This window comes from Burkholderia sp. WSM2232, from assembly GCF_000472545.1.
In the GTDB taxonomy this organism is placed as follows: Bacteria; Pseudomonadota; Gammaproteobacteria; order Burkholderiales; family Burkholderiaceae; genus Paraburkholderia.
In genome coordinates this window covers 105,098-127,175 of record NZ_AWZV01000014.1, presented here as the reverse complement: position 1 = coordinate 127,175, position 22,078 = coordinate 105,098, and the positions used below count along the sequence as shown (strand labels likewise).

At 63.4% G+C, this 22,078-nt stretch carries 25 protein-coding genes and 1 tRNA gene; 13 read left to right on the top strand and 13 right to left on the bottom strand.

Going from position 1 to position 22,078, the window contains the following annotated elements; translation table 11 throughout:
• The first annotated feature begins 24 nt into the window (after window positions 1–24).
• The 4 genes from F757_RS0114980 to F757_RS0114965 all read left to right on the top strand — a co-directional run bounded on the left by F757_RS0114980 (window position 25) and on the right by F757_RS0114965 (window position 3,202).
• Complete coding sequence (locus F757_RS0114980; RefSeq protein WP_027212102.1) at window positions 25–663, top strand: cytochrome b/b6 domain-containing protein; 639 nt, start codon at window positions 25–27, stop codon at window positions 661–663.
• 42 nt (window positions 664–705) lie between these two features.
• Window positions 706–1,497 carry a molybdopterin-dependent oxidoreductase gene (locus tag F757_RS0114975; RefSeq protein WP_027212101.1) on the top strand — a complete coding sequence of 264 codons (792 nt, stop codon included), beginning with the start codon at window positions 706–708 and terminating at the stop codon, window positions 1,495–1,497.
• Window positions 1,498–1,611: 114 nt separating this feature from the next.
• Window positions 1,612–1,854, top strand: coding sequence for a pentapeptide MXKDX repeat protein (locus F757_RS0114970; protein ID WP_027212100.1), 243 nt, complete (start codon window positions 1,612–1,614; stop codon window positions 1,852–1,854).
• 418 nt (window positions 1,855–2,272) lie between these two features.
• Window positions 2,273–3,202, top strand: a complete 930-nt coding sequence (locus F757_RS0114965) for an EamA family transporter (RefSeq protein ID WP_027212099.1) — start codon at window positions 2,273–2,275, stop codon at window positions 3,200–3,202.
• Between the two features lie 60 nt (window positions 3,203–3,262).
• Here the strand turns inward: F757_RS0114965 and F757_RS0114960 are convergent, their stop codons facing one another.
• On the bottom strand, window positions 3,263–5,347 hold the full coding sequence (locus tag F757_RS0114960) for an NADPH-dependent 2,4-dienoyl-CoA reductase (protein WP_027212098.1): 2,085 nt from the start codon (window positions 5,345–5,347) through the stop codon (window positions 3,263–3,265).
• Between the two features lie 360 nt (window positions 5,348–5,707).
• On the opposite strand from F757_RS0114960, the gene F757_RS0114955 reads away from it, so the two are divergent.
• Window positions 5,708–6,502: a DUF4397 domain-containing protein gene (locus tag F757_RS0114955; RefSeq protein ID WP_027212097.1), complete on the top strand. Its 795-nt coding sequence runs from the start codon at window positions 5,708–5,710 to the stop codon at window positions 6,500–6,502.
• Between the two features lie 400 nt (window positions 6,503–6,902).
• Here F757_RS0114955 and F757_RS0114950 read toward each other — a convergent pair whose 3' ends face one another.
• Window positions 6,903–7,037, bottom strand: coding sequence for an entericidin A/B family lipoprotein (locus tag F757_RS0114950; protein ID WP_006052452.1), 135 nt, complete (start codon window positions 7,035–7,037; stop codon window positions 6,903–6,905).
• A gap of 218 nt (window positions 7,038–7,255) precedes the next feature.
• Window positions 7,256–8,746, bottom strand: coding sequence for a sensor histidine kinase (locus F757_RS0114945; RefSeq protein ID WP_442856646.1), 1,491 nt, complete (start codon window positions 8,744–8,746; stop codon window positions 7,256–7,258).
• A 288-nt stretch (window positions 8,747–9,034) separates the two neighbouring features.
• Here F757_RS0114945 and F757_RS35190 point away from each other — a divergent pair, with 288 nt between their 5' ends.
• The 5 genes from F757_RS35190 to F757_RS0114920 all read left to right on the top strand — a co-directional run bounded on the left by F757_RS35190 (window position 9,035) and on the right by F757_RS0114920 (window position 11,398).
• Window positions 9,035–9,211: a DUF1328 domain-containing protein gene (locus tag F757_RS35190; RefSeq protein ID WP_013338703.1), complete on the top strand. Its 177-nt coding sequence runs from the start codon at window positions 9,035–9,037 to the stop codon at window positions 9,209–9,211.
• Window positions 9,212–9,333: 122 nt separating this feature from the next.
• On the top strand, window positions 9,334–9,495 hold the full coding sequence (locus tag F757_RS35185; RefSeq protein WP_006052455.1) for a DUF1328 domain-containing protein: 162 nt from the start codon (window positions 9,334–9,336) through the stop codon (window positions 9,493–9,495).
• 82 nt (window positions 9,496–9,577) lie between these two features.
• Window positions 9,578–10,150 (top strand): ferritin-like domain-containing protein, encoded by a 573-nt coding sequence (locus tag F757_RS0114930; protein WP_013338704.1) that lies wholly within the window; start codon window positions 9,578–9,580, stop codon window positions 10,148–10,150.
• Window positions 10,151–10,316: 166 nt separating this feature from the next.
• Window positions 10,317–10,949, top strand: a complete 633-nt coding sequence (locus F757_RS0114925; protein WP_013338705.1) for a response regulator — start codon at window positions 10,317–10,319, stop codon at window positions 10,947–10,949.
• 20 nt (window positions 10,950–10,969) lie between these two features.
• Complete coding sequence (locus F757_RS0114920; RefSeq protein ID WP_027212095.1) at window positions 10,970–11,398, top strand: response regulator; 429 nt, start codon at window positions 10,970–10,972, stop codon at window positions 11,396–11,398.
• Between the two features lie 12 nt (window positions 11,399–11,410).
• Here the strand turns inward: F757_RS0114920 and F757_RS0114915 are convergent, their stop codons facing one another.
• Window positions 11,411–12,610 (bottom strand): MFS transporter, encoded by a 1,200-nt coding sequence (locus F757_RS0114915; RefSeq protein WP_027212094.1) that lies wholly within the window; start codon window positions 12,608–12,610, stop codon window positions 11,411–11,413.
• A 298-nt stretch (window positions 12,611–12,908) separates the two neighbouring features.
• Here F757_RS0114915 and F757_RS0114910 point away from each other — a divergent pair, with 298 nt between their 5' ends.
• Window positions 12,909–13,424 (top strand): DUF2569 domain-containing protein, encoded by a 516-nt coding sequence (locus F757_RS0114910; protein ID WP_027212093.1) that lies wholly within the window; start codon window positions 12,909–12,911, stop codon window positions 13,422–13,424.
• A gap of 21 nt (window positions 13,425–13,445) precedes the next feature.
• On the opposite strand, the gene F757_RS0114905 is transcribed toward F757_RS0114910, so the two are convergent.
• From F757_RS0114905 to F757_RS0114880, 6 genes are all read right to left on the bottom strand, one after another.
• Complete coding sequence (locus tag F757_RS0114905) at window positions 13,446–14,273, bottom strand: phosphodiesterase (protein WP_027212092.1); 828 nt, start codon at window positions 14,271–14,273, stop codon at window positions 13,446–13,448.
• 44 nt (window positions 14,274–14,317) lie between these two features.
• Complete coding sequence (locus F757_RS0114900) at window positions 14,318–15,400, bottom strand: ABC transporter ATP-binding protein (protein ID WP_027212091.1); 1,083 nt, start codon at window positions 15,398–15,400, stop codon at window positions 14,318–14,320.
• Window positions 15,397–16,302: an ABC transporter permease gene (locus F757_RS0114895; protein ID WP_027212090.1), complete on the bottom strand. Its 906-nt coding sequence runs from the start codon at window positions 16,300–16,302 to the stop codon at window positions 15,397–15,399. The genes F757_RS0114900 and F757_RS0114895 overlap by 4 nt, the downstream gene beginning before the upstream one ends.
• 49 nt (window positions 16,303–16,351) lie before the next feature.
• Window positions 16,352–17,176 (bottom strand): ABC transporter permease, encoded by an 825-nt coding sequence (locus F757_RS0114890; protein WP_027212089.1) that lies wholly within the window; start codon window positions 17,174–17,176, stop codon window positions 16,352–16,354.
• Window positions 17,173–18,207, bottom strand: coding sequence for an ABC transporter substrate-binding protein (locus tag F757_RS0114885; RefSeq protein WP_198021399.1), 1,035 nt, complete (start codon window positions 18,205–18,207; stop codon window positions 17,173–17,175). Before F757_RS0114885 ends, F757_RS0114890 begins: the two co-directional genes overlap by 4 nt.
• A 148-nt stretch (window positions 18,208–18,355) precedes the next feature.
• Window positions 18,356–19,420, bottom strand: coding sequence for a LacI family DNA-binding transcriptional regulator (locus tag F757_RS0114880; RefSeq protein WP_027212087.1), 1,065 nt, complete (start codon window positions 19,418–19,420; stop codon window positions 18,356–18,358).
• A gap of 169 nt (window positions 19,421–19,589) precedes the next feature.
• Here F757_RS0114880 and F757_RS0114875 point away from each other — a divergent pair.
• Both F757_RS0114875 and F757_RS36920 read left to right on the top strand, forming a co-directional pair.
• A tRNA-Leu gene (locus F757_RS0114875) sits at window positions 19,590–19,674 on the top strand.
• Between the two features lie 137 nt (window positions 19,675–19,811).
• The gene (locus F757_RS36920) at window positions 19,812–20,057 is read left to right on the top strand and encodes an Arm DNA-binding domain-containing protein (protein ID WP_332258133.1); all 246 of its coding nucleotides are present in this window, start codon (window positions 19,812–19,814) and stop codon (window positions 20,055–20,057) included.
• A gap of 182 nt (window positions 20,058–20,239) precedes the next feature.
• Here the strand turns inward: F757_RS36920 and F757_RS0114865 are convergent, their stop codons facing one another.
• The 3 genes from F757_RS0114865 to F757_RS35180 form a co-directional block, all read right to left on the bottom strand.
• Window positions 20,240–20,443 (bottom strand): hypothetical protein, encoded by a 204-nt coding sequence (locus F757_RS0114865; protein WP_027212086.1) that lies wholly within the window; start codon window positions 20,441–20,443, stop codon window positions 20,240–20,242.
• A 378-nt stretch (window positions 20,444–20,821) separates the two neighbouring features.
• Complete coding sequence (locus F757_RS35800; protein WP_442856645.1) at window positions 20,822–21,469, bottom strand: immunity 52 family protein; 648 nt, start codon at window positions 21,467–21,469, stop codon at window positions 20,822–20,824.
• An 89-nt stretch (window positions 21,470–21,558) separates the two neighbouring features.
• A complete protein-coding gene (locus tag F757_RS35180) occupies window positions 21,559–21,993 on the bottom strand; it encodes a Tox-REase-5 domain-containing protein (protein ID WP_232221407.1) in 435 nt (144 codons plus the stop codon).
• Window positions 21,994–22,078: the final 85 nt, after the last annotated feature.

The window sequence follows — 22,078 nt, the reverse complement described above, 5'->3', positions numbered from 1 at the left end:
CGTCGTGAATTACAGGAGATTGTCATGACAACGCCTCATATCGTTCGCGGCGCCGCGCCGCCCGCCGCGCCTGCAAGCGGCGCGATTCATCCGCTATGGGTGCGCATCACGCATTGGCTGAACGCACTCGCCGCGATTGTGATGATGCTGTCCGGCTGGCGCATTTACGACGCGTCGCCGGTTTTCGCCTGGTTTAGTTTTCCGACGCAAATCACGCTCGGCGGCTGGCTCGGCGGCGCGTTGCAATGGCACTTTGCCGCAATGTGGCTGCTGGTGTTCAACGGTTTGATCTATGTTGCACTGAACCTCGCGAGCGGGCGCTTCGTGCGCAAATTCCTGCCGCTCACGCCGCGCGCGGTGTGGCGCGATTTCGTCGCTGCGTTGACGGGCAAGCTCTCGCATGCCGATCTGCGGCTCTATAACGCGGTGCAGAAATTCGCCTACCTGTTCGTCGTTTTAGATCTGATCGTGCTGGTGCTATCCGGGCTCGCGATCTGGAAGTCGGTGCAGTTCCCCCTGCTGCGCGAACTGATGGGCGGCTACGACAACGCACGCATCGTCCATTTCTGCGCGATGGCGCTGATGGCCGCGTTCATTGTCGTGCATCTCGCGATGGTCGCGCTCGTGCCGCGCTCGCTGCTCGCCATGTTGCGCGGACGTTGAGCCGCATCGAGCGCAAAGTTCGAATATTACGGATACCGAATCATGAAGAAGCCCTCTGACACGTCGCGGCGCGAGCACGCCGGCAAGCTGGACCGCGAGTCGATTCTGATCGATGCAAGGCGCGAGCTTTCCATACCGTCGCGGCGTCTGTTCGGCAAGCAGTTGCTGTCGCTAGGCGGCCTGTCGCTGCTGACCGGCTGCTCGCTCACCGACGACGAATCGGTCAACAAGTTTCTCGTCGCCGTGTCGCGCCTGAACGATCGCGCGCAAGCTGCGTTGTTCGATCCGAAGCTGCTCGCGCCGACTTACACGGAGGCGCAGATCACGCGGCCATTCCCGTTCAATGCGTACTACGGTATCGACGAAGTGCCGCACGTCGACGCGTCCGGCTACAAGCTGAAGATCGGCGGCCTCGTGACCGGCCAGCGCGTGTGGACTTTGCCCGAGCTGTACGCGCTGCCGCACGCCGAGCAGATCACGCGGCACATCTGCGTGGAAGGGTGGAGCGCGATCGGCCGCTGGGGCGGCACGCCGTTCGGCGACTTTTTGCGGCGCGTCGGCGCTGATACGACCGCCAAATACGTCGGCTTCAAATGCGCGGACGACTACTACGAAAGCATCGACATGCCCACCGCGCTGCATCCGCAGACGCTGCTCACCTTTTCGTACGACGGCGAGCAACTGCCAGCGAAGTACGGTTTCCCGATGAAACTGCGCATGCCGACCAAGCTCGGCTACAAGAATCCCAAGCACATCGTCGAGATGTTCGTCACCAACACCTACCCTGGCGGCTATTGGGTCGATCAGGGTTACAACTGGTTCGGAGGCTCCTGACGCGCGCGGATCGCGCATGCGCCGCGCGCGCCTCGCCGATCCCGGATGGCAGGAGCTTCGGAAATATGCCGGCTCGAGCCGGTTCAATTGATCCACAACAAACGGAGTGATCCCATGAAGAAGTTTGCAATCGCAGCAGTCGCCTTCGCATTTCTGACCAGCGCAGGCGCATTCGCCCAGGCAAGCGGCGCCATGTCCGACGGCGCGATGTCGCATGATGCGATGTCGAAGGACGGCATGTCGAAAGACGCGATGTCCAAAGACCACATGAAAAAAGACGCCATGAAGCACGACAAGATGAAAAAGGGCGACGCGATGGGCATGAAGCACGAGGCGTCGGGCGCGATGAGCAATTAAGCAGCCCAGCGGCAGCGCGCGGCGCGGGCAAGCTGGCATCCAGCCCCGCGCCGCGCCTGTCCGGATGCGCGCCGCATAGACCTTCAGGTGCGGCGCGCGTGAAGGTGCAAGGCCGGGGCCCGGAGTGGCCCCGGCTTTTTGTTGCATACGCACCAAAAGTTACGATTCTTTCGCCTGACGCGAGGGGCGCCTACTGCATAATGCGATGCTGCGCGCCGCGGATTTTCGGCGCGCGAGCCGTGAACCCGCCGCAACGACCGGCACGGCTACGCAGTCCCGTATGGCTTTCTCTGTTAGCCAACCATCGCCCTTCGCTCCACCATCATGTCCGCCAGCCTCGCCCGTTTGACCGCATCGCCGATGCGGTGTCCGCCGTCCCCGCAGCGGGAATTCCGAACGGCGTGGGCGGGTTGACGGTATGTCGCAGGAACTCTCAAGCTGGTTTTCACGTGGTTTCCCGATCCGTTTGCCGCGCTCGCGCAACGGCCAGATTGCGCTCGCGCTCGGTGTCGTATATCTGGTGTGGGGCTCGACGTATCTCGCCGTGCACGTCGCGCTCGGCTCGTTTCCGCCTTTGTTGATGTCGGGCCTGCGCAATCTGTTCGCGGGTGTGGGTCTGTTTGCGTTCGCGGCGCGCCGCAACCCGGTATGGCCGAGCTTCGCGGAAATTCGCAATGCCGGGCTTGTCGGCACCATGCTGGTCGGTTTGTCGAGCGGCATGCTGGCGTACGGCATGCGCACCGTCGGCACCGGTACGGCGGCGGTGATGGTTGCCACCGTCCCGCTCTTTGCAACGGTGATTGCGGCGGTGGCCGGGCGCAAGATCGGCAAAGGCGAGTGGTTCGCGGTGGGGCTCGGGCTCGTCGGCATCGCGATTCTGAGCCACGGCGACAGCGCGCCAGGATCGGCCGGGGGCAGTCTCGCGATTCTCTGCGGCGCGCTCTTCTGGGCGGGCGGCGCCCATCTCGCGAGCCGCCTCAAACTGCCGTCCGACCTGTTTCTCTCCACGTCGCTGCAAATCGGCCTGGGCGGCGCTATGTCGACGATGGTCGCGTTGGTCTCCGGCGAACGCATGCTGGAAGTGCATTTCCTGCCGGTGCTGGCGTTCATCTACCTGATGCTGATAGGCACGATGGCCGCCTACGTTGCCTACGGTTTCCTGATCCGGCACACGAGCCCGATCATCGCGAGCAGTTGCATGTACGTGAATCCGGTCGTGGCGGTGGCGCTTGGTGCGCTGCTGCTCGGCGAGCCGGTCACGCATTCCACGGTGATTGCGACCGTTGTGATTCTCGTGAGCGTGGGTCTGTCTTTCTGGCTCGACTATCGGAAGAAGGGGCTTGCCTGATGCGGCTGGTTCTCCGGGCAGGAGAACCCGGTCCGCATACGAGCGCTCACGGCCCCCGCGCTAAAGCCGCGCTGCCAGCTCCGCGCCTTCGCGGATCGCGCGTTTCGCGTCCAGTTCCGTGGCGAGCGCCGCGCCGCCGATCACGTGGTAGCGCGCGCCGCCCCGGTCCGCGGATTTTCCCGGCACAAACTCACCCGGATGCAGATCGCGCAGCGATTCCTGCCCCGCGCATACCACGATGTTGTCGACTTCAAGCCACTCTTCGACACCGCCGCGCGCAATCTTCAAACCGCGCGCCCCGCTTGTCGACCCGCCTGTCGCCACGCTTGTCGCCCCGATCATCAGGTAGGACACGCCGGAGAGCATCGTCACGCCGTTTCTTGCGAGCGTCGCACGATGCACCCAACCAGAGGTCTTGCCGAGCCCCGCGCCGAGCTTGCCTGCCTTGCGCTGCAGAAGCCAGATCTGCCGCGGCGGCCGCGCGGGCGCGGGTGCCTTGAGACCGCCGCGCGCGCTCACCGACAGATCCACGCCCCATTCGTCGAGCCACGTGTCGAGCGGCACCGGGAGCGGCTCGTCCGCGCGATGCAGCAGAAACTCGCTCACGTCGAAGCCGATGCCGCCCGCGCCGATCACCGCGACGCGGCGCCCCACCGGAGCGCCACGCAGCACATCGACATACGACAGCACATAGGGCGCGTCGATACCTGGAATCGCCGGCCGCCGCGGCACGATGCCGGTCGCAATCACAACGTCGTCGTAGGCGCCGGCCGCGAGCAGCGCGGGGTCCACGCGCGTGCCGAGCCGTACGTCGACACCATGCCGCTCCAGCTGGCTGCGGAAATAACGGATCGTTTCGCTGAACTCCTCCTTGCCCGGCACACGCATCGCAAGATTGAACTGACCGCCAATGGTTGCGGCCACATCGAACAGCGTCACGCGATGCCCGCGCGAGGCCGCCACGGTGGCTGCCGACAGTCCCGCCGGCCCCGCCCCGACCACGGCGACCGAGCGCACCCTGTGCGGACTCGAAACGGGCCGGTACACCAGTTCCGTTTCGCGTCCCGCGCGCGGATTGACGAGGCAGCTCGCGCGCTGATTCCTGAATGTGTGGTCCAGACAAGCCTGGTTGCACGCAATACATGTGTTGATTTCGTGCGCGCGGCCCTCGGCGGCTTTCAGCACGAAGTCGGGATCGGCGAGCAGCGGCCTCGCCATCGAAACCAGATCGCCCGCGCCGTCGGCGAGTAACGCCTCCGCAACCTCGGGCGTATTGATGCGGTTCGACACGATCACCGGCACGTTGACGGCGGCTTTGAGCCGCGCGCTCAATGCGGCGAACGCGGCGCGCGGCACTGAGGTGACGATGGTGGGAATGCGCGCCTCATGCCAGCCGATTCCCGTGTTGAACAGGGTCACGCCGGCTGCTTCGAGCGCGCGGGCAACCTGCACGGTTTCATCCCACGTATTGCCGCCTTCCACGAGATCGATCAGCGAGAGCCGGTACACCACAATGAAGCGCTCGCCGCACACAGCGCGCACCCGCTCGACGATCTCGCGCGCGAGGCGCATGCGGTTCTCGATGCTGCCGCCGTAACGGTCGGTGCGCCGGTTTGTGCGCGGGCAGAGGAACTGGTTGAGCAGATAGCCTTCACTGCCCATGATCTCGATGCCATCGTAGCCTGCCCGCTGCACGAGCCTCGCGCAGCGAGCGTAAGCGCGCACGGTTTTCTCTATGCCGCTGACACTGAGCGCGCGTGGCCTGAACCTGGAGATGGGCGACTTCAAAGCCGATGCGGACACAACCAATGGCTGATAACCGTAGCGACCTGCATGCAGGATCTGCAGTGCGATCTTGCCGCCTTCTTCGTGAACCGCTTGCGTGAGCCGCCGATGATTGCGCAGATCAAACACCGAGTTCAGCGTGCCGCCGAACGGCAGCAGCCAACCCTCGCGATTCGGCGAGATACCGCCGGTAATGATCAGGCCGACGCCGCCCTTTGCGCGCTCGCGAAAGTATTCGGCAAGCTTCGCATAATTCCAGAAGCGGTCTTCCATGCCCGTGTGCATGGAGCCCATCACCACGCGACTGCGCAAGCGGGTAAAGCCGAGGTCGAGTTCAGCGAGTAAGCGTTGGTAAGACATACAGGCTGCCGTTGTAAGTATGGGGTGCGCACGAACGATACACCGCGTCGCCGTGCCCACCATCTGAGGAAAGCTTCTAATGCGTGCGGAATATTGTCCATCAAGACATTCTCGCGTCGTCATAAGCCAATTCGATGGTCGCGGCACACGCATTGCTCATTGGGTGCGTCCATCGACATGGACCGCGGCGCGCCTTGAATAAGGGCCGCGCAGCGCAGGGATAGGAGGGAATGCAACGCCGAGGACAGCCGCGACGAGACCGTTCAAACGATTGCCGAACACGGTTTCTGATGGCGAGGTCCAAAGCGTGCGCCCGTATATGAATGGGCCGAGAGCCCGACATCGAGATAGGTGATCACAATGAAACTGATTCGAACCATGGCGGCCATGATCGCCGTTGCATCCGTGCTGAGCGCATGCGGCGGGGGCTCCGACGACATAGGCAAGGAGCTTGGCCTCACCAATCCGCAAATCCACTTCGTACACGCGATTCCTGGCGGACCCGCGGTGGATTTTCTCGTCAACGGCAGCGCACCCTCGGGACAGACGAATGTTTCGTATAAGGGTGTGACGAACTTCACCAACATCAACACTGGCTCGACGAACGTCGCCTACTCGGCAACCGGCACAACGACTCCGCTTGCGAGCGGCAACTTCCCGAACGTCGCCAAGGGTCACGAATATACGGTGCTTGCGCTGCCGGGCACGGCAACGCCGGACATCGGCCTGATCGACGATCCGTTCGACAAGGGCCTGTTGTCCAATAGCGCACGCGTGCGCGGCTTCAATGCGTCGGGCAATGCGCCGAATCTCGACCTCTATCTCGTGCAGGCCAGCAACACGAATATCAGCAACGTTTCGCCGACCATGGCCGGTGTCGCGTTCAAGAACGCCGTGCCGGCAAGCGGCCAGGATTCGATCTATGTATCGGGCGGGCAGTATGTGCTGATCGCGACGGCGGCGGGCAGCAAGACGCCGATCTACCAGTCGCAGGCGTTCACATTGTCGAACAACGCGGACTGGCTCATTACGTCGGTGCCGATCGGCGGTGCGTTGAGTCAGCTCGCGGTTGGGCAGATTCATCTGCTGATCGTGCAGAACGGCAATACGAGCACACCGAGCGTCGAACTCTCGAATACGCTGACGGGCGCATAAGTTCGCTAGCAAGCATGCGCGCATTGCAGCGCATGGCATAGCGGCAAGTCCTGGGGAGGACGGGGCGGCGATCCACGCAAGTGGGTCGCCGCTTTGTTTTTGCGGACTGTTTCTCGAAATGCGCGCTGATCGCCAACGCGCAGGCCGCCTCGAGGCAACCTCCAGCGCGCTTACTTCGCCTGCCGCAAACCAGCAAAAGGCCAGCAAAAGGCCAGCAGACGCACAGCAGACGGCCAGCAGACGGCCAGCAGACGGCCAGCAAAAGGCCAGCAAAAGGCCAGCAAAAGGCCAGCAAAAGGCCAGCAAAAAGCCCGCTGCGATTTCCCGCAGCGGGCTCGATGATGCATCACAGCGATCAGCCCTGCGCCTGCGAGGCGCACGGGCTTCAACCAGCGGCGCTTTACTTTGCCTTTTCAGCCTGGTTGGTGAGGGCGTCGCCACCCTTGGAGATGTCCTGGCCGGCACCTGCCATCGTGTTGCAGCCGGCGAGCGCGGCCGTGCCTGCGATGAGGAGCAAAGCGATCAGTCGATTCATGGAAGTTCTCCTTGTCGAGAAGGTATCGGTTGACGTGTCCCGCTAGCGGCTCTGCTAGCTGCCGACCGTGGCTTGCGCCAGTCGATCCGGTCTGATTGCATGGTAAAAAAAGGGCGTGTGCGGCGCTGTCGGCTGCGCTGCGATTTTGTTGTAGGTGCGCTCTGGTGTTCGCGTCGGCGCACTCCTACAGCGACGCATCCGGCACCTTTGCGGCACGCCTAGATCGGTGTGCGCAGCGTGGCGGGCGACGCGTCGCTGCCCGGCTGTGCAGCGGTGCTGGTGCTCGGCATGACGACATGAATGTCGGTGCCGCTCGGCACGCCGCGCCGGATGTCGAAGCGCCCGCCATGTGCGGCGACGCGCTGGCGCATGCCGAGCAGCCCGTGCGTGTGCGTGCGCTTCAGATCGGCCGGCATGATGCCCACGCCGTTATCGGCAATGTCGAGCGTGACGAGGCCTTCCCCGACGCGCAGGCCAATCGACACCTGCGACGCGCGGGCATATTTCGCGGCGTTGGTGAGCGACTCCTGCGCGACACGGAAAAGCGCGATTTCCGTCTGCTCGTCGAGTTGAATATCGTCTGCGGGAAGCTGCAGGTTCAGTGTCCAGTTGTTGCGCTGCGCGGCTTCGTCGGCGAGTGTGCGCAGCGCGGTCACGAGACCGAAGTTCGCCAGCACGGTGGGACGCATGTCCTCGATGATGCGGCGCTTGAGCGCAATGCCCTGGTCCAGATTGGCGAGTGCGCGCCGCAGTTTGTCGGAGATTTCCGGGGCGCTGTCCTTCAGCTTGCGGTTCGCCCACGCGACATCCATCTTGCTCGCGGTCAATATCGCCCCGAGTTCGTCATGCAGTTCGCGCGCAAGCTGGGTCTTTTCGTTTTCGCTGACGGCCTGCAAATGCCAGCCAAGCGCCTCCAGTTGACGGGTGCGTTCGTTCACGAGCTGATCGAGTTCGCCTTGCTGCGTGATCAATTGACGCTGCACGCGTGCCTGCCTGTCGATCTGAATGCCGAGGTTACGGAACAGCAGAATGAAGAGCACGATGTTCAGCGCCGAGAGTCCCGCCGCGCACAGTGTGGAGATACGCTGATCGGCGCGGCTCGCGGCGAGCGCATGCTGCGCGCGGCGCTCTTCGTTGTCGCGCAGCAGGCTGAGCGTGCTGTCGACCAGCGCCGGGTCGACAGCTTGCGCGCCGCTCGTGCTGCCGCATGCGGCGAGATCGAGCGGATGCGGCGCGGCGCGCTGCAAGGCCGCCGCGCCGGCGCCGATGCGTGCGTCGATCAGCGCGCGAATCTGCGTGAAGCTCGCAAGCTCGGCGCTGTCGGCCTTCGGACTGACGTAAAAGCGCTGCAACGGCTCTGCGCTTGCGCGGATGCGCGCGGCTGTCGCGCAAAACGCGTGGGCGGCGTCGTCGCGCTTCGTCAGAAGAAACTCGCTTTGCTGCGCGCTCAAATGCGAAAGCTGGCTCGCCAGCGCGCTCAGTTGCACGGTGACGTCGCGCGCTTCGAGCGCCGTCTCGTACTCGGCGGCGATGCGCTCGCGCGCGGTCTCCAGAATGACGAGCCCGCCCACCGTGATCACGATTGCCACGGTCATCGCGATGGCCCAGCTGCGTGTGCGCATCCACGCGCTCAGCCGCGCGGCGGCGCGGCGCGGCGGCGCGTCGCCGGGCGCACGGCTCGCGGCCTCACCCGCCGCTTCATGCGGTATTTCATACGGCGCGTCGTTCGGCAAATCGGGCGCGTTGGGCGCGTGAGGTGCGTTGTGCACGTTTGACAAGTTCGGCTCCCTGGACAGGCATCAGTGTAGCGTTCGACGCCGCGCTCGCGCGAGCCCGGCCGGGGGCGCGGCGCCCAGCTCATGCGCGCGGCGTAACGCTGCCGTAATCCAATGTAAGCGGATTCTCACACGAAAACCGGAGCGCGTCGGAATGCGCGCAGCGCCGCTCGTGGATAGCATGAACCCTGATCCCATTCACTGTTTCAGGAGGAAGCCATCATGCTGAAGTGGGCGTTGTTTTTCGCCGTCATCGCGGTGATAGCCGGCCTTCTTGGCTTTACCGGCATTGCTGCGGGCGCGGCGGCCATCGCGAAGTTCCTGTTCGTCGTCTTTGTGATTCTGTGCGTGGTGTTCCTCGTTCTCGGCTTCGTGGTGACGAAAAAAATTGTCGATTAGCGCCGCTTCTGCCTTTCGCTTTCGCCTTGAGCGGGCGCCCTGACAAGGGCAGGGCGAGGCGGTGCTGACACCACGCAGGCGTACGAGAATTCACGCCGATACCAACAAGAAGGAGAGTTGCCATGCTTCACTATGCCATCGTCTTTTTCGTCATCGCCATCATTGCAGCGGTGTTCGGTTTCACGGGCATCGCGGCAGGCGCGGCCGAAATCGCGAAGATTCTGTTCTACATCTTCCTCGTCGTGTTCGTGGTCACGCTGCTGCTCGGCGTGTTCCGAACGTAGACCTGAGCGTGACCCTCACGGCGCGTCGCGGGCACGGCTCGCGATGCGCCCATTCCCCCAATACGGATAAAGGAGAAACTCAATGGCGAATACACCTGGCGCGCAAGGCGCGGCATCCGGCTCGAGCGACCCGTTCGTGATGGACATTCAAAAGATTCGCGACGACGCCCGCAAGCACATGTCGGACGGTCCCGTTACGCAAAGCTACGGCGCCAATCGCGAGACGGTGCTCAAACTCCTCAACGACGCGCTCGCAACCGAGATTGTCTGCACGCTGCGCTACAAGCGGCATCACTTCATGGCGAAGGGCATCAATTCCGAGGCCGTGGCCGCCGAATTCGCGGAGCACGCGGCGGAAGAGCAGGAGCACGCCGACCGCATTGCGGAGCGCATCGTGCAGCTTGGCGGCGAGCCGGACTTCGCGCCGGACGGCCTGAAGACGCGCGCGCATTCCGAGTACAAGGAAGGCGAGAACCTGACGGACATGATTCGCGAGAACCTGGTCGCCGAGCGCATCGCAATCGACACCTATCGCGAGATCATCCGCTATCTGGGCGAGAAGGACGTCACGACGCGGCGTCTGTTCGAAGAGATCCTCGCGGTCGAGGAAGAGCATGCGGACGACATGGCCGATCTGCTCGAGGGCCGCGAGTGAGCATGCCCCGCAGGGCGAGCGGCCGGCCGGCAGCGGCGGCCGCGATGATGTCTGCAGGCCGGACGGACGGGAGGGGCGGCGCGCGGACCCGCGGCGCGTCGACATGCGCCGCGACGACATTACAATGTCTGCTTCGGGGCGACGCCATCGTACGGACACTAAGCCGATGATTCGAGTGTTGATAGCTGACGATCATGCGATCGTCCGAGGGGGTTTCAGACAGTTCGTGGCCGACGAGCCGGATATGTGCGTCGCGGCGGAAGCCGCGACCGGCGACGAGACGATCAGCCTCGTACGCGAGCAGGCATTCGACGTCGTGCTGCTCGACATTGCGATGCCGGACAAGAACGGCATCGACACCCTGCGCGTCATCAAGCAGGTGCGCCCCGAGCAGGGCGTGCTGATCCTCTCCGGCTACCCGGAGAGCCAGTACGCAATCAACCTGCTGCGCGCGGGCGCGAACGGTTATCTGAACAAGGACTGCGAGCCGGACGAGATAGTGCGTGCGATTCGTGCGGTGGCGCGCGGGCATCGTTATCTGTCGGAGGCCGTGGCCGACACGCTGGCCGACAATCTTGACAAACCGGCGGCGGCGCGGCCGCACGAGGCGCTCTCGGAGCGCGAGTTCCAGATTTTCTGCAAGCTGGCCGCAGGGCAGATTCCCACGCAGATCGCCGAGGAGTTGCACCTGTCCGTGAAAACGGTGAGCACGTACCGGGCTCGCGTGCTCGAGAAGATGCGGTTGGCGAACAATGCCGATCTCACTTACTACGCGATCAAGAACGGCTTGATCGAATAATGGACGATCGAGAGATCCCGATGAACAGCGAATCGAACATCCTTGCCGAGTCAGCCAGCCGCGCACCGTTGCGCGTGCTGCTTATCGAAGATTCGCCGCTGATCCGCCGCAGCCTGGTGGAAGCCATCGACGCGTCGGGTTCGCTGCGCGTGGCCGCGTATGCCGATTCCGCCGACGAAGCCATCGCGCTCCTCGGCGACGAAGCATTCGACGCGGTCATCGTCGACCTGCAGCTCAAGCGCGGTTCAGGCGTGCCCGTGTTGGCTTACCTGCAGCGCGAAGGGCTGATCGACTCCGTGTTCGCGGCGGTGCTCACCAATCACGCATTGCCGGCGTATCGCGAACGCTGCGAACAGTATGGCGTGCGGCACTTCTACGACAAGTCGTTCGAATTCGACCGCGTAATCGACGCGCTGCACGAGTACGCGTATGCCCGAAGCCACGGCTAGGCGCGTGCCTCGTTATTGTTTCGTGTTCGTCTGCAACGCCAGATGATTCCACGCGGCAAGGCCCGCGAACAGCAGACCCGCCACGCTCACGCCCACCCACCCGAACACCGGCCACACGGCTGCGCCCACGCCCGAGCCGAGCGCGCCGCCAATGAAATACGCGACCATGTACACGGTATTCACGCGGCTGCGCGCGTCGGGCTTTAACGCGTAGATGCGCGATTGGTTCGAAATCTGTGCGGCCTGCACGCCCACGTCCAGCACGATCACGCCAATCACGAGCCCGGTGATGCTGGTGGCGGAGACGCCGAAGATCACGAAGGAGATTGCCACCAGCACAATCGACAGCGTAATGATGGCGCGCGGTCCGCGCCGGTCCGCGAACTTGCCGGCAAGCGGCGCCGCGAGCGCGCCCGCCGCGCCGACAATGCCGAACAGACCCGCGGCCTGCGGTCCGAGATGAAAGGGCGGACCGGCCAGAAGCAACGCGAGCACCGACCAGAAGATGCTGAACGCGGCGAACATCGCCGCGCCGGTCAGCGAAGCCTCACGCAATGCGCGATGTTCGACGACCAGATGCCACATCGACAAGAGCAGCTTGCCGTAGGACAGCGTGGAGGTGGGCTTGCTCTTCGGCAACCGTAAGACGATGACCACCGCGAGCGCCAGCAGCGCGACCACGGAGGCGGCGAACACCGCGCGCCAGCCGAAGTATTGCGCGACGAAGCCCGCGGCCGTTCGTGCGAGCAGGATGCCGAGCAGCAGGCCGCTCATCACCGTGCCCACCGCATGACCGCGCTCTGCAGGCGGCGCCAGTTCGGCGGCGAACGGCACCGCTTGCTGCGCGATGGTGGCGAGCACACCGATCGCGAGGCTCGCGGCGACCAGCACCGGCAGCGCCGGCGCGGCCGCCGCCACGACCAGCGCGACGCACATGCCCGCGGTTTGCAGCAGGATCAGCGCGCGCCGGTCGAAGCGGTCGCCAAGCGGCGCCAGCAGCAACATCCCGGCGGCGTAGCCCAGCTGCGTGACGGCCGGCACCACGCCGACCCACGACGCGCTCGCGGGGAACGAGTGCCGCAGGTTATCGAGCAGAGGCTGGTTGTAATAGATGTTCGCGACCGCGACGCCGGCAATGGTGGCAAGCAGAAGCAGGAGGCCGCGCAGCGACCGGTCGGCGGAAGCGGGGGTGGACGCGTTGGACGTGGACATGACAGAAGACAGTGAGCGGACCGGCGCGTGCGCGGTCCTCGAGCGTGCCGATCATACCGGAGGGCATCAGATCGTGCTGGCTCACTGGCCTGCTTGCGCAAGCTGCGGGCGGGCTGTCCACGGCGGGGTGTCCACGGCGGGGTGTCGGCGGCGAACTGCACAGGCGAGAAGCGCATGCTCTCTGGCACTCGGGCTGGCACCCGCGCCGGCACCATCTTGCGCTTGTGACAAAAATGCGCGATTTGCTTGCCCAAGGTTCGTAGAATCGCCGCGCTATCCAGCCATTTCGCACGATTCAATGAAACGATCCAACCTGTCCACGACCCGACGTCACGCGCATGGCGAAGCCGCGCCGCGGCGCATTGGCGGCTGCCTGCTTGTCGCGCTGCCCGGTCTGGCCGCGTGGGCGTTCGTCACTGCATGGGCGATGCGCGACTCGCTGCACCTGATGCTCGAATGGGAACTGCTCGCCGTTTCCGTGCGCCCTGGCACGCACGGCTGGTATCGCACGGTGATGGTAATGACCGGCTTGGACGTGCTGATCGGCGCATTCATGGTGGCGGGCATTGGCTGGTTCGCGCTGCTCGCGTGGCGCAGGTCGGCACGTTTGCCGACCCACGTGCAGGCATGGCTCTGCGCGATTCTCGTGATGCGTACAGGCGCGTATCTGCTGGGCGATTACATGACGCACGCCATCGGCGTTCACATCGCGATTCCGTTTGAAGGTCTCATGCAGGCGCTTGTCGCCGCTGCGCTCGGCATACCTTATTTCAGCGTGTCGCGGCGTGTGCGTCAGACCTTCGTCAAGCGTTGAGCGCCTCGTGAGCACACGCGTTCAGTCGATCAACGCGCCTTCGGGCTCATAAAACGGATAAGGACCCTCGGCGGCGTCCACATAGGCGTGATGCGTGACGATGCCAGTCACCGCATCGTAGCGATGCAGCGCAAACGCGGGCGGCTCCATCATGAACGCCGACGGCGCATCGTCGCGAAGGTCGAGCGCCACCTGATGCGCGGGCGCCGGCACCGCGCACGCAATGGTGCCGCCAAAGCGCACGAACATCGGACGATGCACATGTCCGCAGATCACACGCTCCACGTTCGGATAACGCGCGATCAGCGTAGAGAGCCTGTGCGCCGCGAGCGGATCGAGCCGCAACTTGTCCATGTGTCCCACGCCGCAAGCAAACGGCGGATGATGCAGCGCGACCACAGTCGGCTTACCGCTCGCCGCATCGAGCTGTGCCGCGAGCCACGCAAGCCGCGCGTCGCATAGCGTGCCGGCGCTTTGACCCGGCACCAGCGAATCCAATGCGATCAGACGCAGCGGACCGACATCCACCGCGTACTGCACGAACTCGCCGCCGCTGTGCAATTCCGCGCGCTCGGGAAAAACGGCGCGCAGCGCGGCGCGGTCGTCGTGATTGCCGACGAGGAGCAGGTAGGGAATGGCGAGCGGTGCGAGCAGCGCTTTCAGGTGCTCGTACTGTTGCGCTTCGCCCTGATCGACGAGATCGCCTGTCATGATGACTGCGTCCGGGCGAGGATCGAGCGCGTTCAATGCGGCGATGCAGCGCGTGAGATATGCAGCGGTGTCGACACGGCGATAGGCGAGCGCGCCAGGCCGTTTGATATGCAGATCGCTAATTTGAGCCAGCAGCATGGGGTAGTCCTGTTGGTTGCGCGCGGATGCAAGGCGCGGCTTCATTACGATAGCGCAATCAGCGCGTCCTGCCCGATGCAAAGGCCGACCGGCGTGCCGCGTGCGAGTTCGACGCGGCCTGCCACGTCGATGAATAACGCATCGGGAGCGGCGCCGTGAATGGTCAGGCGCGTGCGTTCGCCGAGAAATGCGCTGCTTTGCACGGTGCCGCGCAGGTGCGCTCGAGCCGGATCGGCGAGGAAGGCGTCCTCGGGGCGAAAGAAAATTTCGTGCTTAGCATCGGCTTGTGCCGCGGCGTGCCGCTGCGCCGGCGGCAGCGGCACTTCGCCGCCCGTGGTCGTCAGCAGGTTGCCGCGGCGCTCGCCTGCCACGCGATTGATCGTGCCGACAAACTGCGCAACCGCGCGATTCGCCGGGCGATAGTAAATGTCGCGCGGTGCGCCGATCTGCTCGATACGCCCCGCGCTCATCACGACGATGCGGTCGCCCAGTTCCATTGCCTCGGCCTGATCGTGCGTTACGTAGACGGTGGTGATGCCGAGGTCGCGCAACAGCGCGTTCATTTCGCTGCGCAATGCGTCACGCAAGCGGGCGTCGAGTGCCGTGAGCGGTTCGTCGAGCAGCAGCACGCGCGGCTGCACGGCCAGCGCGCGGGCAAGCGCGACGCGCTGGCGCTGGCCGCCGGACAGCTGATCGATGGGTTTGTCCGCATGCGCGGTGAGACGCATCATGCCGAGCAATTCGTCCACACGTGTTCGCGCGATGTCAGCGGGCATGCGGCGGATTTTCAGGCCGTAGCCGATGTTGCCTCGTACCGTCAGATTGGGGAACAGCGCATAGCTTTGAAACACCATGCCGACCTGACGTTTTTCGATGGGCAGTGCCGTGACGTCGTCGTCACCGAACGCGATGCGGCCGCCGGCGTCCGGCGTCTCGAGGCCTGCGATCATGCGCAGCGTGGTGGTCTTGCCGCAGCCGGAGGGGCCGAGCAATACCAGCGTCTCGCCTGCCTCGATGCGCAGATCGACCGGTTCGAGCACACGTGTGCCGCGAAATGTCTTCGCGCACTGCGTGAGCGTGATCGGAACCGAAGCGGAAATGGAAGAGGGAGCAAAGGCGAGTGTCATAGCGTCGTGGTGGATGTCTTGGAAGCCGCGCCGCGGTGTTTGCGCGGATTGCGCTGGCCGGTTGCATCGACGCCGAGCCATTGCATGGCGACGAGCAGCGGCATCGTCATGATGAAAAAGAGAATCGTGTAGGCGCTGCCTATTTCGATGCGCAACGACGCATACGTGTCGGCGAGACCGACCGGCAGCGTCTTGGTGTCGGGCGTATGCAGCATCCACGTCAGATTGAATTCGCCGATGGAAAGCGTGAGCACCGCGAGCGCGCCCGCCACGATGCCCGGCCTTGCATTGGGCAGCACGATGGTCACGAAGCGCTGCACGAAGCTCGCGCCGAGACTCGCCGCGCCTTCTTCCAGCGTGCGCAGATCGCTGCTCGCGCATACGGCGGCGACCGCGCGCACCATGAACGGCAGCGTGAAGACCACGTGACCCACCACGATAAACGCGACGCTCATGCGAAACATCGTGAAGCCGCCATAAACCACCAGCAGCGCAAGCGCGGATGCAAGGCCAGGCAGCGCGATGGGCAGCACCAGAAACTCTTCGATGACGCGCGAAAGCCGCGTCTTGCTGCGCGCCAGCACATAACCCGCCGGCACGCCCGTCAACAACGTGACGACGAGCGTCGCGGCCGCGACTTCGAGTGAAAGAAACACGGAGCCGTGATATTGCGTCCACACTTCGCCGAGCCAGCGCAGCGTGAGGCCGCTCGAGATGCCCTTGAAGTAGTTGACCGTGAGACCGGCGAGGATCGACATGGCGACCGGCACGATCTGAAACGCGCACAGCAGCAGCGTGACGAACCATTGGCCCGCCGCGAGCCATGCTCTGGCGTCGGGCATAGGCAGGCGCGCGCGGCGCCTCGGAAGTGCCGCCTGTGAGGTGGCAGTGATTGAATTCATGAAAAGGTCCTGCTTTGGATGTGTGCTGCTGCCTTGTCGTCGATCCCGCTCATGCGCTCGCCGCCACCGCTGAGCCGCTCATGCTGCGCGCAAGAGCGAGCACCGCCCATGTGACGATGCCGAGCACGATCGACAGACCCGCCGCTGTCACCATGTTCGCGTTGAGCGTGAACTCGGTGTAGATCGTCATCGGCAGTACGTCGATGTCGGTCGCCAGCGTGAAAGCGGTGCCGAATGCGCCCATTGCCGTCGCGAAGCACACGGCGCCCGCTGCGATCAGGCCATGCGAAAGAGCGGGCAACACGATGTCGCGTGTAATGCGCCAGGGCGACGCGCCCAGCGAACGCGCGGCTTCCTCTAGCGAAGCATCGAGTTTGGTCGCCGAAGCCATTACCGTGACGATCACCCGCGGAATCGAGAAGTACAGGTAGCCGAGAAAAAGCCCGCTCATCGAATAGGCAAACACCCAGCGGTCGCCGGCGAGCTTGAGCGAGAGCGCGCCCACGAGCCCCTGACGGCCCGCCAGCATGATGACCATGAAGCCGACCACCACGCCCGGAAACGCGAGTGGAAACGTCAGTAGCGCGAGCAGCGTGCGCTTGAACGCGAATTCGCGGCGTGCCAGCAGCAAGCCGGCGATCACGGAGAGCACCAGCGTGACCGCCGTGACCGCCGCCGACAACACCACCGTTGCGCCGAGGCTCGACATGTAGCGCGGATTCGTGAGCATCGCGCGATAAGTGGAGAACGCGTGGCCGTCGCCGCTCAGTTGCGCGAGCGCACCCATCGGCAACAGCCAGAATGCGATGAAAACCGCCAGCGCCGGCGCGAGCAATGCGATGCGCCAGCGTAGCGGGAACGTGATGTCGTTCAATGCATCACCTGCAGGTAGCGTTCGCCGAAGCTCGCCTGCTTCTCGGCCATCTTGCCGAAGTCGACTGCTTTAGCGCGGGCATACTCGCTGGCCGGCAGAAACTTCGCGGCGGTCTCGGCGCTCATGGCGTTCGCGCGCACCGGACGCAGATAAGCGTCGGCCCACAGCTTCTGGCCTTCGTCGGAGAGCACGAAGTCCAGTACCTTCTTGCCATTTGCTTCGTGCGGCGCGCCTTTGACGAGACTCATCACATACGGCACGGAGATCGTGCCTTCCTTGGGGATGACGAATTCGACGTTGGCGTGATCTTTGTACTTCGCGCGATAGGCGTCGAAATCGTAGTCGAGCAGGATCGGAATTTCGCCGGACATGACGCGGGCGTACGCGGTCTGCTTCGGCACGATCGGCGCATTCGCCTTCAGCTTGCGGAACCAGTCGAGGCCCGGTTCGAAGTTGTCAAGCGTGCCGCCAAGCGCCTGGTTTACCGCCACCGCGCCCGCATAACCCACAAAGGCGCTCGACGGATCGAGGTAACCGATCATGCCTTTGTATTCCGGCTTCAGCAGATCGGCCCACGAGCGCGGCACCGGCTTGCCTTCGAGCGCGTCCTTGTTGACGAAAAAGCCGAGCGTGCCCGAGTGGATCGTGAACCAGTAGCCTTGCGGGTCCTTCAGGTTCGCGGGAATGTCGTTCCAGTGGGCGGGCTTGTACGGCTCGACCACGCCCTTGTCCTTCGCCTGAAATGCCGAGGACACGCCGAGATACACCACGTCTGCGACCGGGCTCTTCTGCTCGGCCATCAATTGCGCGATCGACTGGCCTGAGTTCTTGTTGTCGAACGGCACGCGAATGCCGGTTTTCTGCTGGATCGCCTTGATCTGGCTCGCCCAGTCGGCCCATTCGGGCGGGCAGTTGTAGCAGATCGCGGTTTCTTCCGCGCGGGCGCTTTGCGGCGTGACGATGGCAAGCGCGGCGGTCATGAGCGCGCCGGCGAAGAGCGCGAAGGCGGTGGACCGCGCGAGGCGGCACATTGCCGGTTTCAGCGGCTGTATGAGTGGCGTTGTGAGCGGCGATGTCAGTCGTGTTGACGAGCGGGTCACTGCGGTTCTCCAGGAAGAAATGAGGGGGTGGTTCATGCTTGTGGTCCGATGGCGTGTGGTCCTTCGAATTGCTAAGGACTCAGGAAAAACGTGCGGCCGCACGCATGGCAAGTTGGCCGCCATGATCCGAAATGGCAGCAATGGTCGCGCCTTCGCGCAGGCTGTGCGGCAGCGTCAAGGCGAGTGGCGCGTCGCCGAGCTGTTCGTAACTGCCGGTGACGCGCGCGAGCAAACGACGCCACGCCGCGCAGCCGATCTCACGGTTCGGCGCGCAGACGCTCGCAAGCGGCGGCGACAGCAGTTCGCCCATCGCGAGGCCGTCGAAGCCGAGAATCGACATGTCGCGCGGAATCTGCAGACGCGCGCGGCGCAGGCCACGCATCACGACCATCGCGAGCAGATCGTTGCTGCAGAAAAGCGCGCTCGGGCGTTGGGGGCCGTGCGTCAGGTGGGCGAGCACCGAGGGCGCGAGTTCGTCGGCGTTGAAATCGACTTCGAGCGCGGGCGCGGGCGCGGGCGTGAGTCCTGCCTGCTGCATGGCCTGCGCATAGCCGAGATGGCGTTGACGGGCGCGGTCCGATGCGGCAAGCGTGCCCGCGAGCATCAGGATGCGGCGATGGCCGTGCGCGATCAGCATGCGCACGCCGTCGTAGGCGGCCAGACGGTTGTCGACGGAGACCGACGGACGGCGCACCGTGTCGTTGTGCATCAGCACGTAGAGCAGGCCGTCCCGGTCGAGTTCGTCGAGCAGCGGATGCGTGTCGGCGTCGGCGACCGTGAGAACGAGACCTTCCACGCGATGTTCGCGCAGCGTTTCGATCGCGCGGCGTTCGCGGTCGGCGTCGTACTGCGTGGTCATCAGCATGAGCCGATAGCCTTGCGCCGCCGCGAGTTCGTCGATGCCTTGCAGGCATTCTGCGAACACCGGATTGGCGAGCGTCGGGACGATCACGCCGATCAGCCGCGTGCGCTCGCCGCGCAGTTGACGGCCGAGCGGACTGGGCCGGAACTGCAGGGCGTCGATGGATTGCCGGACCTTGTCGAGCGTGACGGGATTCACGGTGTGCGGCGCGTTGATCGCGCGCGAGACCGTCGCAATGGAAAAGCCCGCGTGCGCGGCGACGTCCTTGATGGTCGGGATCATGATTTCCGCTCGGTTGTAAACGTTTTCGCAGCGGATTATCGGGAACGTTTATGACTGGCGGATGACTGTGGAGGTGACGGCCTGGCGGGTTGGCCCGGCGGCTGGCGGGCCGGTTGGTCGGCCGCGCGGCGAATGGTAGAATGCGCGTCCACGCGGTTGTCCCACCCTCGCCGGGGTGATGAAATTGGTAAACATAGCGGACTTAAAATCCGCCGCCTAACGGCTTGCCGGTTCAAGTCCGGTCCCCGGCACCACGCTGTTTCCCAACGTCTCCCTTGATTGACTAAAGACCGTGTAAGGCAAGGGTTTGCGGCATTTCGCTTTGCCAACATTGCCGATGGTTTCCCATTGAGACCCAAGGGAAGCGGGGCATCGCTGGGGGCAGGTTCCAATGCATTGGGCACAAATATGCCCCTGGACCCGAATGCCGCTTACCGATGCCGCCGCACGCGCTGCCACGCCGCGTGAGAAGGCCTCTAAGCTGGCCGATAGTCACGGCATCGACCTCGAAGTCATGCCCAACGGCTCGAAGTGCTGGCGTGTCGAATGCGGGATCGACGGGAGAGAGCGGCGGGCCGCGCTGGGCGTCTACCCGAAGTGTTGCTCGTTGCCGCTCGTAACGCGTGGGAGGAAATAATGGACGCACTGAGGACGGGCTTCGATCCCTTGCACGGGCCATACGGCCGTGGCTATATGCGCGCACTCCGAAGCCGCTACCAGACTTTCCCCGCGGCTGCCTGATCCGCCGAGCGCCAGAGAGCTGTGCGACATCGTGAATCAGATCATCTGCAGAAAGCCGTGAACTGAGCGTGGATCGTGTCACCCGACGATGCTTAGGACTTCATCCAGAGTCATCTCGCCGAAGTACTCCGCGAGCAACGGAAACAGCGCGGCATCGTATGCGGCACAGTGCCTTTCCTTGAAGATGTCGAACTCTCCGTATCGCGCGACAACGCAGGTTTCTGCTGCCATGCTCGCCGATTTGAAGAATGCCTTGGCTTGGGTGATGATGTTTGCGTCCATGTGAAGACTAACGGCATCGTCAATAGAAGCTTGAGGGTGCGCCCGACTGCAGGAACAGCTCGCCTGGAAAAATTCGTAGAGTGGTCCTGTCTCCTTCTCGATCCCCGAGAGTTTCGCGGCTTTTTTCCGGCCACGGTCGAGATGCTTTCCCGCGCCGCGAACCGGATGCCCTGGCTCGCGACGATCCCCGCCGAAGCGGGCGTGCTAATCAATAGTCCCGGCTTTTCCGGCCGTCCAGATCGCCCTTCATCACAGAACCGATCTGCTCGAGCAGCGCCGCCCGATGATGGAAGCATGGGCGGCGCACATCTGTACAACGGCTGAATGATTGACGGTCCCGGCCACCGCTTGCGAAGCCGGGACCCTTGACCATCAAGATCAAAGATCCACAAATCGCGGCAAGAGATCCTGGTCAGCAAGGCGGATTTCGATATCGTTTGCCGCCTTGACGTGTTCGCGGTTGTTCACGTCGAACACGTCATCCGTCACGCTGACGATGATGGTGCCCTGCTCTTGGCCGTCGCGCATGACCGGAATCAGCGCACGTGCTTCGGGCACTTCTGCGGGTGTGAGAACGTGCGGCAGATAGAGCATCCAGCTCACGCCGGGGCGATTATCGAATACCTGTTTCTCAAAATATGGGCGGGGACCAAAGGTAACGAAGGGGCAATTAAACTCTGTCGTCACCTTGGATACTACTTTTGCTGACGAAAGATATGAGCCCAATCGAGACCCCCCTCTTTGCCTTTCACTAATGCTCAACTCAAATTGATTTGCAATGCTGCCGCAATCAATGATGATGGAAATAGTGGATGCATTTCCTCGCCCAGGCTTTCCATTCCAAATATCTATACTTTTAGGCCGCCCTAATTCGTACTGACTGCGACGAATCAGCTCTTCGATAGCAGCTGATTGCGGTTCCGTACCGTCGAATACTGGCAATCCTAATTTACTGTCTTCCCCATTGCCGCTTAAATACCACGATCCACCGAGGGTTCCATCATTGGTAGAAAGCTCCAAGAGCACTGGGCGAACACGGCGAAGTTGAAGTATAAAATCCCCTTCACGTATAGACGCACTATCTCTGAATGACGCCTGCAAGTGCATGATATTCCTTATCCAGTGCAAGTCGATGGGACACCAGCCTTCGTCAATGTTGGCTGCATGAATTTATAGAATCGTGGCGTTTCGAAATACCACATCAGTCTGCTTGGAGGGTTCTTCCTAACCACATCGCCTTGGCGAATGGCCTGCTTTTTTGTTGAGCTAAATCCATCGAAATCGTAAATAAATTCCCCGTCGTCATCTAAAAATTTATCCATGAGCTGATCGTAATTTCCTTTGGCTTCCTGCAAGAGGCATTGCGCTTTGACAAAACCATCAAACGTTACGGGCTTAGGTTCGTCAGTGGGTTGCCATGCCCATTCCATATTCCAGCCCTGGTTGGTCTCCTTGCCCTTTCCATCCGTCACTATGTAGTACTCGAACCCGGTAATGCGCGCCTGATAGCGACGCGGCTCTGGATTCATGCTGTGGTTTTTTTGCGCCACAGCCCCTTTCCCAGGCGGGCACTTGCACGGTCTTTCGCGTTCGCGCGACCGATCGCGTGGGAGCGAGCCCAATCCGCTGTGTGCG

Bases quoted from the DNA above. Each gene is read 5' to 3' on its own strand.
- F757_RS0114980 (WP_027212102.1), top strand. From the start codon at position 25: ATGACAACGCCTCATATCGTTCGCGGCGCCGCGCCGCCCGCCGCGCCT.
- F757_RS0114975 (WP_027212101.1), top strand. From the start codon at position 706: ATGAAGAAGCCCTCTGACACGTCGCGGCGCGAGCACGCCGGCAAGCTG.
- F757_RS0114970 (WP_027212100.1), top strand. From the start codon at position 1,612: ATGAAGAAGTTTGCAATCGCAGCAGTCGCCTTCGCATTTCTGACCAGC.
- F757_RS0114965 (WP_027212099.1), top strand. From the start codon at position 2,273: ATGTCGCAGGAACTCTCAAGCTGGTTTTCACGTGGTTTCCCGATCCGT.
- F757_RS0114960 (WP_027212098.1), bottom strand. From the start codon at position 5,347: ATGTCTTACCAACGCTTACTCGCTGAACTCGACCTCGGCTTTACCCGC.
- F757_RS0114955 (WP_027212097.1), top strand. From the start codon at position 5,708: ATGAAACTGATTCGAACCATGGCGGCCATGATCGCCGTTGCATCCGTG.
- F757_RS0114950 (WP_006052452.1), bottom strand. From the start codon at position 7,037: ATGAATCGACTGATCGCTTTGCTCCTCATCGCAGGCACGGCCGCGCTC.
- F757_RS35190 (WP_013338703.1), top strand. From the start codon at position 9,035: ATGCTGAAGTGGGCGTTGTTTTTCGCCGTCATCGCGGTGATAGCCGGC.
- F757_RS35185 (WP_006052455.1), top strand. From the start codon at position 9,334: ATGCTTCACTATGCCATCGTCTTTTTCGTCATCGCCATCATTGCAGCG.
- F757_RS0114930 (WP_013338704.1), top strand. From the start codon at position 9,578: ATGGCGAATACACCTGGCGCGCAAGGCGCGGCATCCGGCTCGAGCGAC.
- F757_RS0114925 (WP_013338705.1), top strand. From the start codon at position 10,317: ATGATTCGAGTGTTGATAGCTGACGATCATGCGATCGTCCGAGGGGGT.
- F757_RS0114920 (WP_027212095.1), top strand. From the start codon at position 10,970: ATGAACAGCGAATCGAACATCCTTGCCGAGTCAGCCAGCCGCGCACCG.
- F757_RS0114915 (WP_027212094.1), bottom strand. From the start codon at position 12,610: ATGTCCACGTCCAACGCGTCCACCCCCGCTTCCGCCGACCGGTCGCTG.
- F757_RS0114910 (WP_027212093.1), top strand. From the start codon at position 12,909: ATGAAACGATCCAACCTGTCCACGACCCGACGTCACGCGCATGGCGAA.
- F757_RS0114905 (WP_027212092.1), bottom strand. From the start codon at position 14,273: ATGCTGCTGGCTCAAATTAGCGATCTGCATATCAAACGGCCTGGCGCG.
- F757_RS0114900 (WP_027212091.1), bottom strand. From the start codon at position 15,400: ATGACACTCGCCTTTGCTCCCTCTTCCATTTCCGCTTCGGTTCCGATC.
- F757_RS0114895 (WP_027212090.1), bottom strand. From the start codon at position 16,302: ATGAATTCAATCACTGCCACCTCACAGGCGGCACTTCCGAGGCGCCGC.
- F757_RS0114885 (WP_198021399.1), bottom strand. From the start codon at position 18,207: ATGTGCCGCCTCGCGCGGTCCACCGCCTTCGCGCTCTTCGCCGGCGCG.
- F757_RS0114880 (WP_027212087.1), bottom strand. From the start codon at position 19,420: ATGATCCCGACCATCAAGGACGTCGCCGCGCACGCGGGCTTTTCCATT.
- F757_RS36920 (WP_332258133.1), top strand. From the start codon at position 19,812: ATGCATTGGGCACAAATATGCCCCTGGACCCGAATGCCGCTTACCGAT.
- F757_RS0114865 (WP_027212086.1), bottom strand. From the start codon at position 20,443: ATGGACGCAAACATCATCACCCAAGCCAAGGCATTCTTCAAATCGGCG.